Source organism: Pseudomonas sp. NFPP07 (genome assembly GCF_900115645.1).
Lineage (GTDB): Bacteria > Pseudomonadota > Gammaproteobacteria > Pseudomonadales > Pseudomonadaceae > Aquipseudomonas > Aquipseudomonas chlororaphis.
In genome coordinates, this window is record NZ_FOXG01000002.1 from 143,849 (window position 1) to 157,427 (window position 13,579).

A 13,579-nucleotide genomic window follows, 5' to 3' on the forward strand; every position below is an offset into this window, starting at 1 on the left:
TCCGACGGACGAGCGCTGCGCGTCCGATCGCGAGCAAGCTCGCTCCTACAGAGTCGGCACAGTCTCCGCAGAAGCGTGCTTGCTCAGGCCAAGGCGGACTCAGTCGCGGCGATTGAGCAGGTTGACCACCAGCCGGTCCACCCAGCCCCAGATCCGCTGCTTGACCCGCCGCCACAGCGGGCGGTTCTTCCAGGCTTCGAGGCTGACTTCCTGGCTCTGGTCGAAGTCGGCGAGGAAGCTTGCAACCACCGCATCGGTGAGCGGCATGTCGAGGGCTTCGAGGTTGGCCTCAAGGTTGAAGCGCAGGTTCCAGTGATCGAAATTGCACGAGCCGATGCTCACCCAATCGTCGATCAGCACCATCTTCAGGTGCAGGAAACGCGGCTGGTATTCGAAGATCTTCACCCCGGCCCGCAGCAGGCGCGGGTAATAACGATGCCCGGCATAACGCACCGACGGGTGATCGGTACGTGGCCCGGTCAGCAGCAGGCGCACGTCCACCCCGCGCCCGGCGGCGCGGCGCAATGAGCGGCGGACCTTCCAGGTCGGCAGGAAATACGGGGTCGCCAGCCAGATTCGCCGTTGCCCGCTGTTCAGCGCGCGCACCAGCGATTGCAGAATGTCCCGGTGTTGCCGGGCGTCGGCATAGGCCACCCGGCCCATGCCCTCGCCCTGGGCCGGCACCCGCGGCAGGCGTGGCAAGCCGAAGTTCGACGCCGGCTTCCAGGCGGTGCGATGGCGGTTGGCGATCCACTGCCGGTCGAACAGCATCTGCCAGTCGAGCACCAGCGGGCCACTGATCTCCACCATGACTTCATGCCAGTCGCAGCTGTCCTGCAGCGGGTTCCAGAATTCATCGGTCACCCCGGTGCCGCCGACCACCGCCAGCTCCTGATCCACCAGCAACAGTTTGCGGTGGTCGCGATACAGGTTGCGCACCCCGCGGCGCCAGCTCAGGCGATTGTAGAAGCGCAGTTCGACCCCGGCGCCCGTCAGGCGCTGGCGCAGGCCCAGGGTGAAGGCCAGGCTGCCGTAGTCGTCGAACAGGCAACGCACCCGCACCCCGCGCTCCGCGGCCTGGGTCAGGGCCTGGACCATGGCTTCGGCACAGGCGCCCGCCTCCACCAGGTACAGCTCCAGTTCCACCTGCTCACGGGCACGGGCGATCGCCACCAGCATCCGCGGGAAAAAACTCGGACCGTCGATCAGCAACTCGAAACGATTGCCTTCACGCCAGGGAAAGACCGCGCCCGCCATATCAGCGCGCCGTGAAGATCAGCACCGCACCCACCGGCACCGACAGACTGATCGCCGACAGGCCGGCCGCCTTGCGCAGGGTTTCGAGCCCCGGCACCAGGTCGAAATCGGCGGCGTTGAGCACCAGCGGCTCCAGGGTCACCACCTGGAAACGCCGATCGTCCAGGCGCGTGGCCAGCAGTTCGGCGCTGTATTCATGCTGTTTGCCGTGCAGGGTGACATTGACCGGCAAACGCAATTCGATCTGCGCGCCAGGCGCCAGGTCGTTGATCGGGCGCAGGTTGATCTGTGCGTTGATCAGGGCATCCGGATGCCGCTCGATTTCGAACAGCTCCTTGCGCATGCGCTCGTCACGCAGCGGAATCCCGCTGTTGATCGAGTCCAGCTCGACTTCCAGCTGCGCCATGCCCTTGGCGTCGACCTTGCCGTGCAGGACCAGGAAACGATGGACTTCGGAAACATTGGCGTTTTTGGTGGTGACGAACGACAGGCGCGAGGACTCGTTGTCCAGGTACCAGTTGGCCTGGGCCGGCCAGGCCGCGCAGGCCAGCAGTAAAGCGCCCAGGGCTTTGGGGAAAGAAGCGTTGAACATGGAAGACTCATGGGGTCGAGAAATCTGAGCCGAACCTTAACCGGCCCGCGTGCGCTTGCAAACAGCGACCAGCCCCGAACGGTGAATTCCGTAGCCGCTGCCCCAGGCTGCGAAAGGTCCGCAGGACCTCCTGCGCCCGCGAGAATGTCACGGCCGTGCCGGCCGATCGCAGCCTGCGGCAGCGGCTACAGGCTGCGCTCGACATCGTGGACAGTCGCCGCGAGGCTGTCCAGGTGCAAACTCAGCACCCGCTCCACCGGCGCCTGGTCCATCGGCCAGTGCAGGGCCATGCTGCCCACCAGCCGGCCCTGGTCACGAATCGGCAAGGCCACGGCGCGGATCAGGAACGGCAGCCGCACCGGGTACTCCCAATACCCCTCGGTACGCTGGCCGAAACCCTGATGCTGGGATTGCTCGCAGGCGCGGTACTGGTCCTCCTGGGGCACCCGCTCGCGAACGGCCAGGCGCTGGACCTGCTCGTGATCCAGCTCGGCCAGGCACGCCTTGCCCATCGCCGAATGGAACAGGCTCGAATAGTGGCCGACGATCTGGCAGTTATGCGGATACCGCTTGCGCAGCACCGCCGGGATCGAACTTTCCATGACCTCCAGGCGCTCGCCGTCGAAACACGACAGGTCGACCACCAGCCCGGTGCGCTCGCTCAGCGCCTGTAACCAGGGCGCGGCGCGCTCCACCAGTTGCCGCTTGAAGCGTTGCTGCTGGTCGCCGAACAGCCGCCTGGCGCACAGCCGGTAGCGCCGGTCGCTCAGGCCGCGATAGATCCAGCCCTGCTCCTGCAACGTCAGGAGCATGCGCGACACCGTGGCCTTGGGCAGCGCCGTCAGGTAGTGCAGCTCCTCCAGGCCCAGGGCCTGGTGCTGGCCCAGCAATTCGACGATCGCCAACGCCCGTTCGACCGAACGCACACTGCCGGTTTCTACCTTGCTGGCCATATGCCGACCTCCCTGATAAGCGGATGGATGAGCGTTTTACGCAGCAAGATGCGGGCCCGATAAACCCGCACACCCCGGTTCGAGGGTTACAACGGATGACCCGGCGGCCGGCGCCTGACCCACTGCGTCAGTTGTTCGTGGGCATGACCGAGCTGCAACACCGCCCGGTCGGCCTGGGCCGGGCCGATGATCTGCATGCCCATGGGCAAGCCCGCCGGATTGAAGCCGACCGGCACGCTGAGGCTCGGCAGGCCGGCCAGGGTCGGGCCGATCACCACTTCCATCCAGCGATGGTAAGTGTCCATTTCCCGCCCTCCGACAAGGCGCGGCCAAGGCACCCCTGCATCGAAAGGGAACACTTGGGCGCTGGGCAACAGCAGGAAATCGTAACGCTCGAACAAACGCTCCAGGGCCCGGTACCAGTCGCTGCGAATCTGTGAGGCCTGGTAGACATCCGCCGCGCTCAGGCGCAGCCCGCCCTCGACTTCCCACTGCGCCTCGGGTTTGAGCAACTGACGCTTCTGCGGGTCGGCATACAGCGGCCCCAGGTTGCCCTGGACCAGCCAATGCCGGTGCACCAGCCAACACTGCCACAGCGCCGCCATGGAAAACGCCGGCTGGCAGGCCTCGACCTCGCAGCCCAGCTGGCGAAAATCCCCCAGCGCCGACTCACACAACGCCAGCACACCATCGTCCATGGCCAGATAGCCGTCGTAGTCTCCCAGCCAGCCCACACGCGTGCCGCGAAAGTCCCGCTGCAAAGGCTCGTTGAAGATCGCCGGGTCGTCCTTGAGCGACAGGGGCACCCGCGGGTCGTACCCGGCCTGGGTGGCCAGCAGGCACGCGATATCGGCCACGCTGCGGCCCATCGGCCCCTCGGTGGCCAGTTGCTGGACGAACAGCTCCGGCGCCGGGCCGTGGGGCACCCGCCCCTGGGACGGGCGCAGGCCGAAGACATTGTTGAAGGCCGCCGGGTTGCGCAACGAGCCCATCATGTCGCTGCCATCGGCCACCGGCAGCATGCGCAGCGCCAGGGCCACCGCCGCCCCGCCACTGCTGCCGCCGGCATTCAACGTCGGGTCGTAGGCATTGCCGGTGGTGCCGAACACCTTGTTGTAGGTCTGCGAGCCCAGGCCAAACTCCGGCACGTTGCTCTTGCCGACGATGATCGCCCCGCTGGCCCGGACCCGCTCCACGCAAATGGCGTCATGGACCGGGATCTGTTCGGCGAACAGCGGCGAGCCCAGGGTCGTGCGCAGCCCGGCGGTGGCCGCCAGGTCCTTGATCGCCTGGGGCATGCCGTGCATCCAGCCCAGGGACTGGCCCCAGTCCAGCTGGCGGTCGCGCGCCTCGGCCTCGGCCAGCAGTACCTGGCGCTCACGCAGGGACACCAGGGCATTGACCCGGGGATTGCAGCGCTCGATCCGGTCCAGGTAGGCCGACATCACTTCGCGGCAGGAAAACCTGCGGGCGTGGATCGCCCGGGACAGCTCGACGGCACCCAGTTCGACAATGGGTCCAAGGTCTTGTATTGCGATATCCATCAAGGCTTCACCCCGAAATTCAGTGTGCTCGGTTTCTTCTCTTTGGGTGCCTCATGCAGGCAATAAGTGCCCAGCAGCGTCAACACGCAGGCAAACAATACGTAAAACGCCGGAGCCACCGGGGTGCCCAGTACCTTGCTGAGCCAGGTCACGATCAGCGGGGCAAAACCGCCGAAGACCATGACCGCCACGTTGTAAGCCACCGACACCCCGGTGGAACGCACCTGCACCGGGAACTGTTCGGCCAGCGCCGTCGGCGCCGGGCCAAAGAAACCGCCGATGGCGCTGCACAGCAGCACCTGCATCACCAGCAGCCGCTCGATCGAGGGCGCCGCGGCGACCCAGACGTACAGCGGGTACACCATGACGAAAAACGCCAGGGTGAAGGCCAGCAACACCGGGCGCCGCCCCAGCCGGTCCGACAGGGCGCCGGACAATGGAATCACCACCGTCATCAGCGCCACCGCGAACATCTGCACCAGCAACACCTGGTCCAGCGGCAAGCCGAGGTTCTTGTGGGCGAAGGTCGGCATGTTCACCAGCACCACGTAGAACGACACCGTCGCCCCGCAGGCCAGGCCCATGGACACCAGGATGCTGCGCCGGTGCTCGCGCAGCACCTGCATCAGGCCCGGGCCGTTGCCGCGCACCTGCCTGCGGGCCTCGACGAAGGCTTCCGGCTCCTCCATGTACTTGCGGATCCACAGGCCCACCGGGCCGATCAGCAAGCCGATGACGAACGGCAGGCGCCAGCCCCACAGATCGAGGTCCTCGGGCGAGAACAGATGAGTGACCAACGCCACCATCGCCGCCCCGGAGAACACCGCCAGGCATTGCCCGACCAGTTGCCAGGAACCGTACAGGCCCTTGCGGTGCGCCGGCGCGCTTTCCACCAGGAAGGCCGTGGCGCTGGCGTATTCGCCGCCGGTGGCGAAGCCCTGCAGCATGCGCGCGACCACGATCATCAGCGGCGCGCCCATGCCGATGGCCGCGTAGTTGGGGGCAAAGGCGATCAGGGCGATGGAGACTGTCATCAAGCGGATGATCAGTTGCATGGCCGCTTTGCGGCCTTTGCGGTCCGAATACATGCCCAGCAGGATGCCGCCCACCGGGCGCATGAAAAAGCCCACGCCAAAGGTGGCCAGGGCCATCAGCAGCGAGGCGTACTCGTCGTCGGAGGGAAAAAACTGCCGGGCGATGATGCTGGCCAGAAAGCCGTAGACGATGAAGTCGTACCACTCCAGGGCGTTGCCGATCACTGCGGCGACCACTTGCCGGGTACGCGAAACACTGGATTTCGAGGTGTGCATGAGCGCTGTCCTTCTATTCTTGTCGGGCCTCTCGGGTAACGAGTCGGCCCCTTATGGGAAGTGCCGGGCGCCACGGCGCCCGATTCAGCGGCAGAAGAAAGGGAAAACTCAGGCCGGCTCGAGCCAGCTCTCGGCCAGCGCGGCCCAATAGGCGGCGCCGGTCAGCAGGATGTCGTCGTTGAAGTCGTAGCCGGGGTTGTGAACCATCGGCCGGGACAGGCCGTTGCCGATGAACAGGTAGCTGCCAGGGCAGCGCTGCAGCATCCAGGCGAAGTCTTCACTGCCCATCAGCTTGCGCGTGTTGCCGTCGACCGCCTGCTCGCCCAGCAGCGCCACCCCGACCTGGCGGGCGAATTCGGTCTGCTCCGGGCTGTTGACCAGCACCGGATAGGCCGGGCGGTGTTCGATGCTGGCCGAGCAGCCGAAGCTCTGGGCCTGGGTGTGGATGATCGTCCTGACCCGTTCGAGCATCTGCTCGCGCACTGGTGCGTTCAGCGCCCGCAGGCTCAGGCGCAGCAACGCCTGTTGCGGAATCACGTTGGCCGCCTCGCCGGCCTGCAGCGCACCGACCGTCACCACCGCCGCCTCCTGGGCATCGATGTTGCGCGCCACCACGGTTTGCAAGGCCATCACCACACTGGCCGCGGCTACCAGCGGGTCGACCGTCAGATGCGGCATCGAACCGTGCCCGCCCACGCCTTCAAGAGTCACGGTGAGCAGGTCCTGGGAGGCCATCATCGGCCCTTGGCGAAACCCCAGGTGACCGGCCGGCAGCCCCGGCATGTTGTGCATGCCGAACAACGCGTCGCAGGGGAAACGCTCCAGCAGGCCGTCGGCGAGCATCGCCTCGGCGCCGCCCTGGCCTTCTTCGGCCGGCTGGAAAATCAGGGTCAGGGTGCCGTCGAACTGGCGCGTGGCCGCCAGGTAACGCGCCGCGCCGAGAAGCATGGCGGTGTGGCCGTCGTGCCCGCAGGCATGCATGCATCCGCTGTGGCGGCTGCTGTAGGCCACGCCGCTGTTCTCGATGATCGGCAAGGCGTCCATGTCGGCGCGCAGGCCAAGCCGGCGCGGGCTGTTGCCATTGCGCAGCACAGCGACCACGCCGGTCTTGCCGATACCGCTATGCACTTGGTAGCCCCACTCCTCCAGGGAACGGGCGACCAGCGCCGAGGTGCGGTTCTCCTCGAAACCGAGTTCGGGGTGGGCGTGGATGTCCTGGCGCACGGCGCGCAGGTCGCTGGCGACGTCGTCGAGCCAGGCAAAGATATGCGGGAAACGGGTCATGACGTATCTCCTCGGGCCGGGTGTAATCCCGTTCTTTTTTTCGGAGCGTCTCACGGTGCGGCAAGGCGTGATCGCGGCGTGCCCTCAGATAACCGCGAGCCGCCTGCCGCGACAATCAAATGTGGTTCCACAGGGTGGAACCTTGTGCGGGGAGCCAATCAGCATGGGGGCTGGCAGCCCCGGGAAAGGATTACCGATCTTTACGCGGCGCCGTTCAGGGCTCCAGTCGACAGCCCTGGCGTTCGCCCAGCCAGACAGCGCTGTGGCTGCGTCCCAGGCCGCTGGCGCTGACCCGCTTGTGCTCGGCATCGTCCTGCAGGCTTTTGAGTGGCAAGTACTGCTGCACATAACCTTCGCAGTACTCGGCGGCGTTGTGCATCACGTAGCGGCAGGAGCAGTACTCCTTGGCGCTGTAGGCGCTGAGGATGTCCGGGAAGGCCCGCAGGGCGACCCGCTCGCTCCAGCCCCAGCCGAGCAAGGCCAACAGCGCCAGCAACAGCAGGCTGGCAAAGGGATGGCGCACGAGCCACGGACGCCGGCTCATGGCTGCACCTGCCGGGCGAAGGCCGCCAGGGCCAGCTTGAGCAATGCATTGTGGCTATAGCTGCCGTCGCGGTCGTCGGCATAACGCACGATCACCAGCCCGGCGCTGGGGATCACGTACAGCGCCTGCCCCCAATGGCCCAGTGCCGCGAAGGTATCGGCCGGCGCATCCGGCCAGGGCGACGGGGCGCCGCCAACGGCGCGGTTGAGCCACCAATGGCCGCCGGGCACCAACTCGTCCTGATTGGCCTGATAACCGGCGAACGGCGTGCGATTGAATTCGACCCAGTCCCTGGGTAGCAACTGGCGCTCGCCCCAGCGCCCGTCGCGCAGCATCAACAGGCCGACCCGCGCCAGATCGCGGGCAGTGAGGTAGGCATAGGAGGAACCGACGAAGGTGCCGGTAGCATCGCTTTCCCACACGGCGTGGGTAATGCCCAGGGGCTCGAACAGCGCCTGCCAGGGATAGTCGGCATAACGCTGGGCGCCCAGCATGCCTTTCAGGGCCGCCGACAGCAGGTTGCTGTCACCGCTGGAATAACGAAACACCTGCCCCGGCGGGCTGAAGGCCGGGTGCTCGGCGGTAAAGCTCGCCATATCGCCGTGGCCGCGGGTGTAGAGCATGGCCACCACCGAGGACTTGAGGGGCGCGTACTCGTAATCCTCCTGCCAGTCCAGGCCCGAGGCCCAGTGCAGCAGGTCGGCCAGGCTGATGTCCGGGTGCTGGCGCAGCGCCGGCAGGAAGCGCGCGGCCTTGTCCTGCAACTGGAAACGCCCTTCGCCATAGGCCACGCCCAGCACCGCGGCCAACAGGCTTTTGCTGATGGACCAGGTCAGGTGCGGGGTATCGGCGTTGGTCGGGCCGGCATAACGCTCATAGATCAACTGGCCATCGCGGATCACCAGCAAGGCGTCGCTGCGGATGCCCAGGCGGGTCGCCTCGTTGCGGGGCGCGAAGGCATAGGCCTCCAATGCCTCAAGGGCCGGGCCGCTGGCTGCGGGGCCCTTGCTCCATTGCGCGCCGGGCCAGTTCTCGGCCCAGGCGGGTGGGAGCATCAACAGCAACGCAAGCAGCAGGGTCGAGCCTTTGAGCATGGCGGGAACTCGGGCAAGGGAACCCGCTGAGGGTAGACCAGAGAGATGACAGTTTTTGTCCGGCCGGCGGTCCTGCGGACCTATCGCGAGCAAGCTCGCTCCTACAGAAAAGCGACCCTGCTTATGTAGGAGCTTGCTCGCGATGGGCCGCACAGCGGTCCCTCCTTCTATAGAGCCAGCGCCTTGGCCAGGCGTTTGCTCCGCGCCCCCGCCGCCAGGTCCAGCACCGCCCGATCGCGCTTCCACAATTCGGCCCACAGCTCCGGGCCATCGGCAAAGGCCTGCTCAAGGGCCGGCTTGAGCCCGTCGAACTGGGCGAACAGGCCACCCAGCAACACATGCCCGCTGCTCAGCGAGGGGTTCTGCCGGCTGACTTCCGCGCAACCGGCGAGCAAGGCCAGCAATTGCAGGAGCAGGGTCTGCGGCCAGTCGTTGTCCTGGCCGACGCCATACAGCCAGGCGGTCATGGCGCTGAGTACATAGATGTCTTCCAGGGTGCGGAAGGGTTTGACATAGGCATCCCAACCGTCGCCCGCCAGCCGTTCGCACAGGGCGTTATCCAATTGCAGGCGGCCGTGGCTGATGTCCGGCATCAGCGGGATCGCCGGCAGCTTGTCGACCTTGACCCCGGGCTCGCCGGCATGGACCACCGCCAGGCTCAGGCGCGGCGACTCGCCTTGCGCCTCGCAGCGGGCGGCGATCAGCAGCCAGTCGGCGGCATCGCCGGCGGTGACGAAATCCTTGCGCCCGTTCAGGTGCAGGTCCCGCAGCCGGGTCTGCATGTCAGCCGGGCGCAGGCTGCGCTGCTCGGTGGCGCACAGCGCGCCCAGGCTCAGCGGCGCGCTGGGCCAGAGCATGCGCAAGGCCGCCTGGTAGCCCACCAGGAAGGCCAGCCCCGGGGTGGCCATCAACCGCCCACCGCGCACCGCCAGCTCGAAGGGCGTCACCGGTCCCAGTTCCTGTAACAACACGGCATAACCTTCGGCCAGGTCCGGGTGGGCGGGCAGCCGGCGACGGCTGTGCAACAGGGCTTGCCAGGGCATAAGCGGGTCCTCAGGGGCTGTCATATAAGCATCACCAAAGCTTCATGGCGATGACACCGGGGCTACATAGCCTGACTTTGCACAACAAAGTCGATCGGCTGCAACCCAAGGCGGGTCAGTGGCCCGCACGGAGATTCACAATGACTCAGATCGCCCGCATCAGCGACACCGGCAATGAACGCCGCCTGCAAGCCGAGCGCCTGGTGGGCGCCGCGGCCCTGCAAGAAGCCCAGGCCCTGCGCTTCAACGTCTTCAGCGGCGAATTCAACGCCAAACTGAAAGGCGCTGAGCTGGGTCTGGACATGGATGACTATGATGTCCACTGCAGCCACATCGGCGTACGTGACTTGAACAGCGGCCGCCTGGTCGCCACCACCCGCCTGCTCGACCACCAGGCCGCCAGCAGCCTGGGGCGTTTCTACAGCGAAGAAGAATTCAGCCTGCACGGCCTGGTCCAGCTCAAGGGCCCGATCCTCGAGATCGGCCGGACCTGCGTCGACCCGGCCTACCGCAACGGCGGCACCATCGCCGTGCTCTGGGGCGAGCTGGCCGAAGTGCTCAACCAGGGCGGCTACAGCTACTTGATGGGCTGCGCCAGCATCCCGATGCAGGACGGCGGCGTGCAGGCCCACGCGATCATGCAGCGCCTGCGCGAACGCTACCTGTGCACCGAGCACCTGCGCGCCGAACCGAAGAACCCGCTGCCGAACCTCGATATCCCGTCCAACGTCATCGCCGAGATGCCGCCGCTGCTCAAGGCCTACATGCGCCTGGGCGCGAAGATCTGCGGCGAGCCGTGCTGGGACCAGGATTTCCAGGTGGCCGACGTGTTCATCCTGCTCAAGCGCGACGAGCTGTGCCCGCGCTACGCCCGTCACTTCAAGGCGGCCGTGTGATGCGCCGGCTACGGGTCTACGGGCGCATCGCCCGGGTGCTGCTGGTGGTGGCGCTGGGCCTGAGCATGGCCTGCGTGTTCGGCGTGTTCGAGCGCCTGGGCGTCGCCCATTCCATGGTCCGGCGCCAGCGCTGGTCGCGCTTTTTCATGGCGCGCCTGAGCAATGCCCTGCCCTTCGGCGTGACGGTGCACGGCGAGGTGCCGAAGCAGCCGATGCTGTGGGTCAGCAATCACGTGTCCTGGACCGATATCCCGCTGCTCGGCGCGCTGACGCCGCTGTCGTTCCTGTCCAAGGCCGAAGTGCGCACCTGGCCGGTCGCCGGCTGGCTGGCCGCCAAGGCGGGCAGCCTGTTTATCCGCCGCGGTTCGGGCGACAGCCAGTTGATCCGCAAACAGATGACCCGCCATCTGCAGCAGACCCACCCACTGCTGATGTTCCCCGAAGGCACCACCACCGACGGCCGCAGCCTGCGCACCTTCCACGGTCGCCTGCTGGCCAGCGCCATCGACGCCGACGTGGCGTTGCAGCCGGTGGCCATTCGTTACCTGCGCGATGGTGATATCGATCCGCTGGCGCCGTTCATCGGCGACGACGACTTGCTGTCGCACCTGATGCGTTTGTTCGCCAACGATCAAGGCCGGGTGGAAATCCATCTGCTGCAGCCGATTGCCTGCCAGGGCCAGGAGCGCGCCGCGCTGGCGTTCCAGGCGCAACAGGCGGTGCAGAAGGTTCTGTTTGGCGACATCGCCCAGCCAGCCGAGCCACGGCGTGCCAGCGACCTGATCGCCGCCTGAGCCAGGAGGAGCCGGCCTGCCGGCTCCTACCGCGGCTGCATATGTTGCGCGGCGAATGCCTGCAACTGCGGGTAGAACGCCCGGAAATCCTCGCTCAACGGCTGATACAGCCGCTCCAGCTCGCCCATCGCCGCCGCCAGTTCTTCCGGGCGTGACAGGCGCCGGGCAATCCCCCGCAACACCTGCTCCAGCACCTCGAACTCGCGGTAGGAACCCAGCCAGTCATGGGCGGCCATATGCGGCGCGATCTGCGCCAGGCGCCCGGGCAGCCGGGGTTCGGCCGCCAGCACCCGATATACGTCCGAAGTGAACAACTCCAACGGCCGGTCGGCATAGAGCATCCAGTCCCGGGCCAGGCAGTGGTCGAAAAACACGTCCAGGACGATGCCGGCATAACGCCGGCGGGTCAGGGAAAAACGCGACAGCGACTCGCCCACCAACGGATGGCGGTCGGTAAAGATGTCGATGCTGCGATGCAGCTGGATCGCCGCCTCGATTTCCGGGTCGAACTGGCCCTGCAGGCGCCCTTTGACGAAGTCGCCATACAAACTGCCGAGTAATTGACCGGGGCGCTGGCCGCCGAGATGCAGATGTGCGAGATAATTCATTCGCGCAGCTTAGCACCGCGCCTCACATATCGTTATAACCCGATATACCGATTAACGCTGATCTCAGATCAAAATCATATTGGTATATCGCGAAATAGCGATTTAAAGTTCGCCTCATCGCGATATAACGTTTTACGGAAAACGAGCACCGCCATGTCCATCGACCTCGACGAAATAATAAAAGCCCTGGCGCACCCAGTACGACGAGACATCCTTATCTGGCTCAAGGACCCGAAGGTCCAGTTCCCCGATCAGACCCACAACCATGAGTACGGCATCTGCGCCGGACAGATCGACCAACGCTGCGGCCTGTCGCAGTCGACCGTCTCCGCGCACCTGGCGACCTTGCAACGGGCCGGCCTGATCAGCAGCCAGAAAGCCGGCCAATGGCACTTTTTCAAACGCAACGAAGATGTGATCCAGGCCTTCCTCGAGAAGCTGACCGCAGAACTTCGCATCAAAGACTGACAAGGACCCGACAATGCCCCTCTCGCTCCTCATCCTGGCCTTGAGCGCCTTCGCCATCGGCACCACCGAGTTCGTCATCATGGGCCTGCTGCCCGATGTGGCGAACGACCTGGGTGTGTCGATCCCCGGCGCCGGCTGGCTGGTGACCGGCTACGCCCTGGGCGTGGCGATCGGCGCGCCGTTCATGGCCCTGGCCACCGCCAGGCTGCCGCGCAAGGCCGCCCTGGTGGCGTTGATGGGGATTTTCATCGTCGGCAACCTGCTGTGTGCGCTGGCCAGTGACTACGACGTGCTGATGTTCGCCCGTGTGGTCACCGCCCTGTGCCATGGCGCCTTCTTTGGTATCGGTTCGGTGGTGGCGGCAGGCCTGGTGCCCGCCAACAAGCGTGCTTCCGCCGTGGCCCTGATGTTCACCGGCCTGACCCTGGCCAACGTGCTCGGCGTACCGCTGGGCACCGCCCTGGGCCAGCAGGCCGGCTGGCGTTCGACCTTCTGGGCGGTGACCGTGATCGGCGTGATTGCCCTGATCGGCCTGATCCGCTTCCTGCCCGCCAAGCGCGACGAAGAGAAGCTCGACATGCGTTCGGAACTGATCGCCCTCAAGGGCGCCGGGATCTGGCTGTCGCTGAGCATGACCGCGCTGTTCTCCGCCTCGGTGTTCACCCTGTTCACCTATGTCGCCCCGCTGCTGGGCGAGGTGACCGGCGTCTCGCCCCAGGGCGTGACCTGGACCCTGGTGCTGATCGGCCTGGGCCTGACCCTGGGCAATATCATCGGCGGCAAGATGGCCGACAAGAGCCTGTCGGGAACCCTGGTCGGCGTGCTGATCGCCATGGCCGTGACCAGCTCCGTGCTGACCTGGACCAGCGTCGCGCTGATCCCCACCGAAGTCACCCTGTTCCTCTGGGCCACCGCCTGCTTCGCCGCGGTGCCCGCCCTGCAGGTCAACGTGGTGACCTTCGGCAAGGCCGCGCCGAACCTGGTGTCCACGCTGAACATCGGCGCCTTCAACATCGGCAACGCCCTGGGCGCCTGGGTCGGCGGCAGCGTCATTGCCCACGGCTACGGCCTGGTCAACGTGCCGCTGGCGGCCGCCGCGCTGGCGGTCCTGGCCCTGCTGGTGACGCTGATTACCTTTCGCCAGGGCGGCAACGCCGATCTGGCTCCTGCCACCAACTGATACGTTCATCTA

Annotated in this window: 13 protein-coding genes and 1 pseudogene; 4 read left to right on the plus strand and 10 right to left on the minus strand. The window is 66.2% G+C overall.

Annotated elements, in window-relative coordinates; all coding sequences use genetic code 11:
• Positions 1-99 precede the first annotated feature (99 nt).
• The 9 genes and pseudogenes from BM019_RS05655 to BM019_RS05695 form a co-directional block, all read right to left on the minus strand.
• A complete protein-coding gene (locus tag BM019_RS05655) occupies positions 100-1,257 on the minus strand; it encodes a phospholipase D-like domain-containing protein (RefSeq protein ID WP_062823445.1) in 1,158 nt (385 codons plus the stop codon).
• Position 1,258: 1 nt separating this feature from the next.
• A complete protein-coding gene (locus tag BM019_RS05660; protein ID WP_053259889.1) occupies positions 1,259-1,849 on the minus strand; it encodes a YceI family protein in 591 nt (196 codons plus the stop codon).
• Positions 1,850-2,034: 185 nt separating this feature from the next.
• On the minus strand, positions 2,035-2,802 hold the full coding sequence (locus tag BM019_RS05665; protein WP_007927441.1) for an IclR family transcriptional regulator: 768 nt from the start codon (positions 2,800-2,802) through the stop codon (positions 2,035-2,037).
• A gap of 86 nt (positions 2,803-2,888) precedes the next feature.
• Complete coding sequence (locus tag BM019_RS05670) at positions 2,889-4,346, minus strand: amidase (RefSeq protein ID WP_092417818.1); 1,458 nt, start codon at positions 4,344-4,346, stop codon at positions 2,889-2,891.
• Positions 4,346-5,656, minus strand: a complete 1,311-nt coding sequence (locus BM019_RS05675; RefSeq protein ID WP_092160507.1) for a citrate-proton symporter — start codon at positions 5,654-5,656, stop codon at positions 4,346-4,348. Before BM019_RS05675 ends, BM019_RS05670 begins: the two co-directional genes overlap by 1 nt.
• A gap of 74 nt (positions 5,657-5,730) precedes the next feature.
• Positions 5,731-6,940: pseudogene (locus BM019_RS05680) on the minus strand (M20 aminoacylase family protein); the annotation flags it as partial.
• A gap of 214 nt (positions 6,941-7,154) precedes the next feature.
• Positions 7,155-7,484, minus strand: coding sequence for an amidase (locus BM019_RS05685; protein ID WP_085530025.1), 330 nt, complete (start codon positions 7,482-7,484; stop codon positions 7,155-7,157).
• The gene (locus tag BM019_RS05690; protein ID WP_085530024.1) at positions 7,481-8,578 is read right to left on the minus strand and encodes a serine hydrolase domain-containing protein; all 1,098 of its coding nucleotides are present in this window, start codon (positions 8,576-8,578) and stop codon (positions 7,481-7,483) included. The genes BM019_RS05685 and BM019_RS05690 overlap by 4 nt, the downstream gene beginning before the upstream one ends.
• 167 nt (positions 8,579-8,745) lie before the next feature.
• Entirely contained in the window at positions 8,746-9,621 is an 876-nt protein-coding gene (locus BM019_RS05695; protein WP_085530023.1) for an acyl-CoA dehydrogenase family protein, read from the minus strand.
• A gap of 140 nt (positions 9,622-9,761) precedes the next feature.
• Here BM019_RS05695 and olsB point away from each other — a divergent pair, with 140 nt between their 5' ends.
• Both olsB and BM019_RS05705 read left to right on the plus strand, forming a co-directional pair.
• Positions 9,762-10,517, plus strand: coding sequence for an L-ornithine N(alpha)-acyltransferase (olsB, locus tag BM019_RS05700; RefSeq protein ID WP_007926556.1), 756 nt, complete (start codon positions 9,762-9,764; stop codon positions 10,515-10,517).
• Positions 10,517-11,311 carry a lysophospholipid acyltransferase family protein gene (locus BM019_RS05705; RefSeq protein ID WP_009042515.1) on the plus strand — a complete coding sequence of 265 codons (795 nt, stop codon included), beginning with the start codon at positions 10,517-10,519 and terminating at the stop codon, positions 11,309-11,311. Before olsB ends, BM019_RS05705 begins: the two co-directional genes overlap by 1 nt.
• Positions 11,312-11,337: 26 nt before the next feature.
• Here the strand turns inward: BM019_RS05705 and BM019_RS05710 are convergent, their stop codons facing one another.
• Positions 11,338-11,919, minus strand: a complete 582-nt coding sequence (locus BM019_RS05710; protein WP_009042514.1) for an acyl carrier protein phosphodiesterase — start codon at positions 11,917-11,919, stop codon at positions 11,338-11,340.
• A gap of 153 nt (positions 11,920-12,072) precedes the next feature.
• Here BM019_RS05710 and BM019_RS05715 point away from each other — a divergent pair, with 153 nt between their 5' ends.
• The gene (locus BM019_RS05715) at positions 12,073-12,387 is read left to right on the plus strand and encodes an ArsR/SmtB family transcription factor (RefSeq protein ID WP_007926562.1); all 315 of its coding nucleotides are present in this window, start codon (positions 12,073-12,075) and stop codon (positions 12,385-12,387) included.
• Between the two features lie 13 nt (positions 12,388-12,400).
• Positions 12,401-13,567, plus strand: coding sequence for an MFS transporter (locus BM019_RS05720; RefSeq protein ID WP_085530022.1), 1,167 nt, complete (start codon positions 12,401-12,403; stop codon positions 13,565-13,567).
• The last annotated feature ends 12 nt before the right edge of the window (positions 13,568-13,579 follow it).

Excerpts from the sequence above, each read along its gene's own strand:
- BM019_RS05705 (WP_009042515.1), top strand. The coding sequence starts at position 10,517 with ATGCGCCGGCTACGGGTCTACGGGCGCATCGCCCGGGTGCTGCTGGTG.
- BM019_RS05665 (WP_007927441.1), bottom strand. The coding sequence starts at position 2,802 with ATGGCCAGCAAGGTAGAAACCGGCAGTGTGCGTTCGGTCGAACGGGCG.
- olsB (WP_007926556.1), top strand. The coding sequence starts at position 9,762 with ATGACTCAGATCGCCCGCATCAGCGACACCGGCAATGAACGCCGCCTG.
- BM019_RS05720 (WP_085530022.1), top strand. The coding sequence starts at position 12,401 with ATGCCCCTCTCGCTCCTCATCCTGGCCTTGAGCGCCTTCGCCATCGGC.
- BM019_RS05690 (WP_085530024.1), bottom strand. The coding sequence starts at position 8,578 with ATGCTCAAAGGCTCGACCCTGCTGCTTGCGTTGCTGTTGATGCTCCCA.
- BM019_RS05695 (WP_085530023.1), bottom strand. The coding sequence starts at position 9,621 with ATGCCCTGGCAAGCCCTGTTGCACAGCCGTCGCCGGCTGCCCGCCCAC.
- BM019_RS05670 (WP_092417818.1), bottom strand. The coding sequence starts at position 4,346 with ATGGATATCGCAATACAAGACCTTGGACCCATTGTCGAACTGGGTGCC.
- BM019_RS05675 (WP_092160507.1), bottom strand. The coding sequence starts at position 5,656 with ATGCACACCTCGAAATCCAGTGTTTCGCGTACCCGGCAAGTGGTCGCC.
- BM019_RS05715 (WP_007926562.1), top strand. The coding sequence starts at position 12,073 with ATGTCCATCGACCTCGACGAAATAATAAAAGCCCTGGCGCACCCAGTA.
- BM019_RS05710 (WP_009042514.1), bottom strand. The coding sequence starts at position 11,919 with ATGAATTATCTCGCACATCTGCATCTCGGCGGCCAGCGCCCCGGTCAA.
- BM019_RS05655 (WP_062823445.1), bottom strand. The coding sequence starts at position 1,257 with ATGGCGGGCGCGGTCTTTCCCTGGCGTGAAGGCAATCGTTTCGAGTTG.
- BM019_RS05685 (WP_085530025.1), bottom strand. The coding sequence starts at position 7,484 with ATGAGCCGGCGTCCGTGGCTCGTGCGCCATCCCTTTGCCAGCCTGCTG.
- BM019_RS05660 (WP_053259889.1), bottom strand. The coding sequence starts at position 1,849 with ATGTTCAACGCTTCTTTCCCCAAAGCCCTGGGCGCTTTACTGCTGGCC.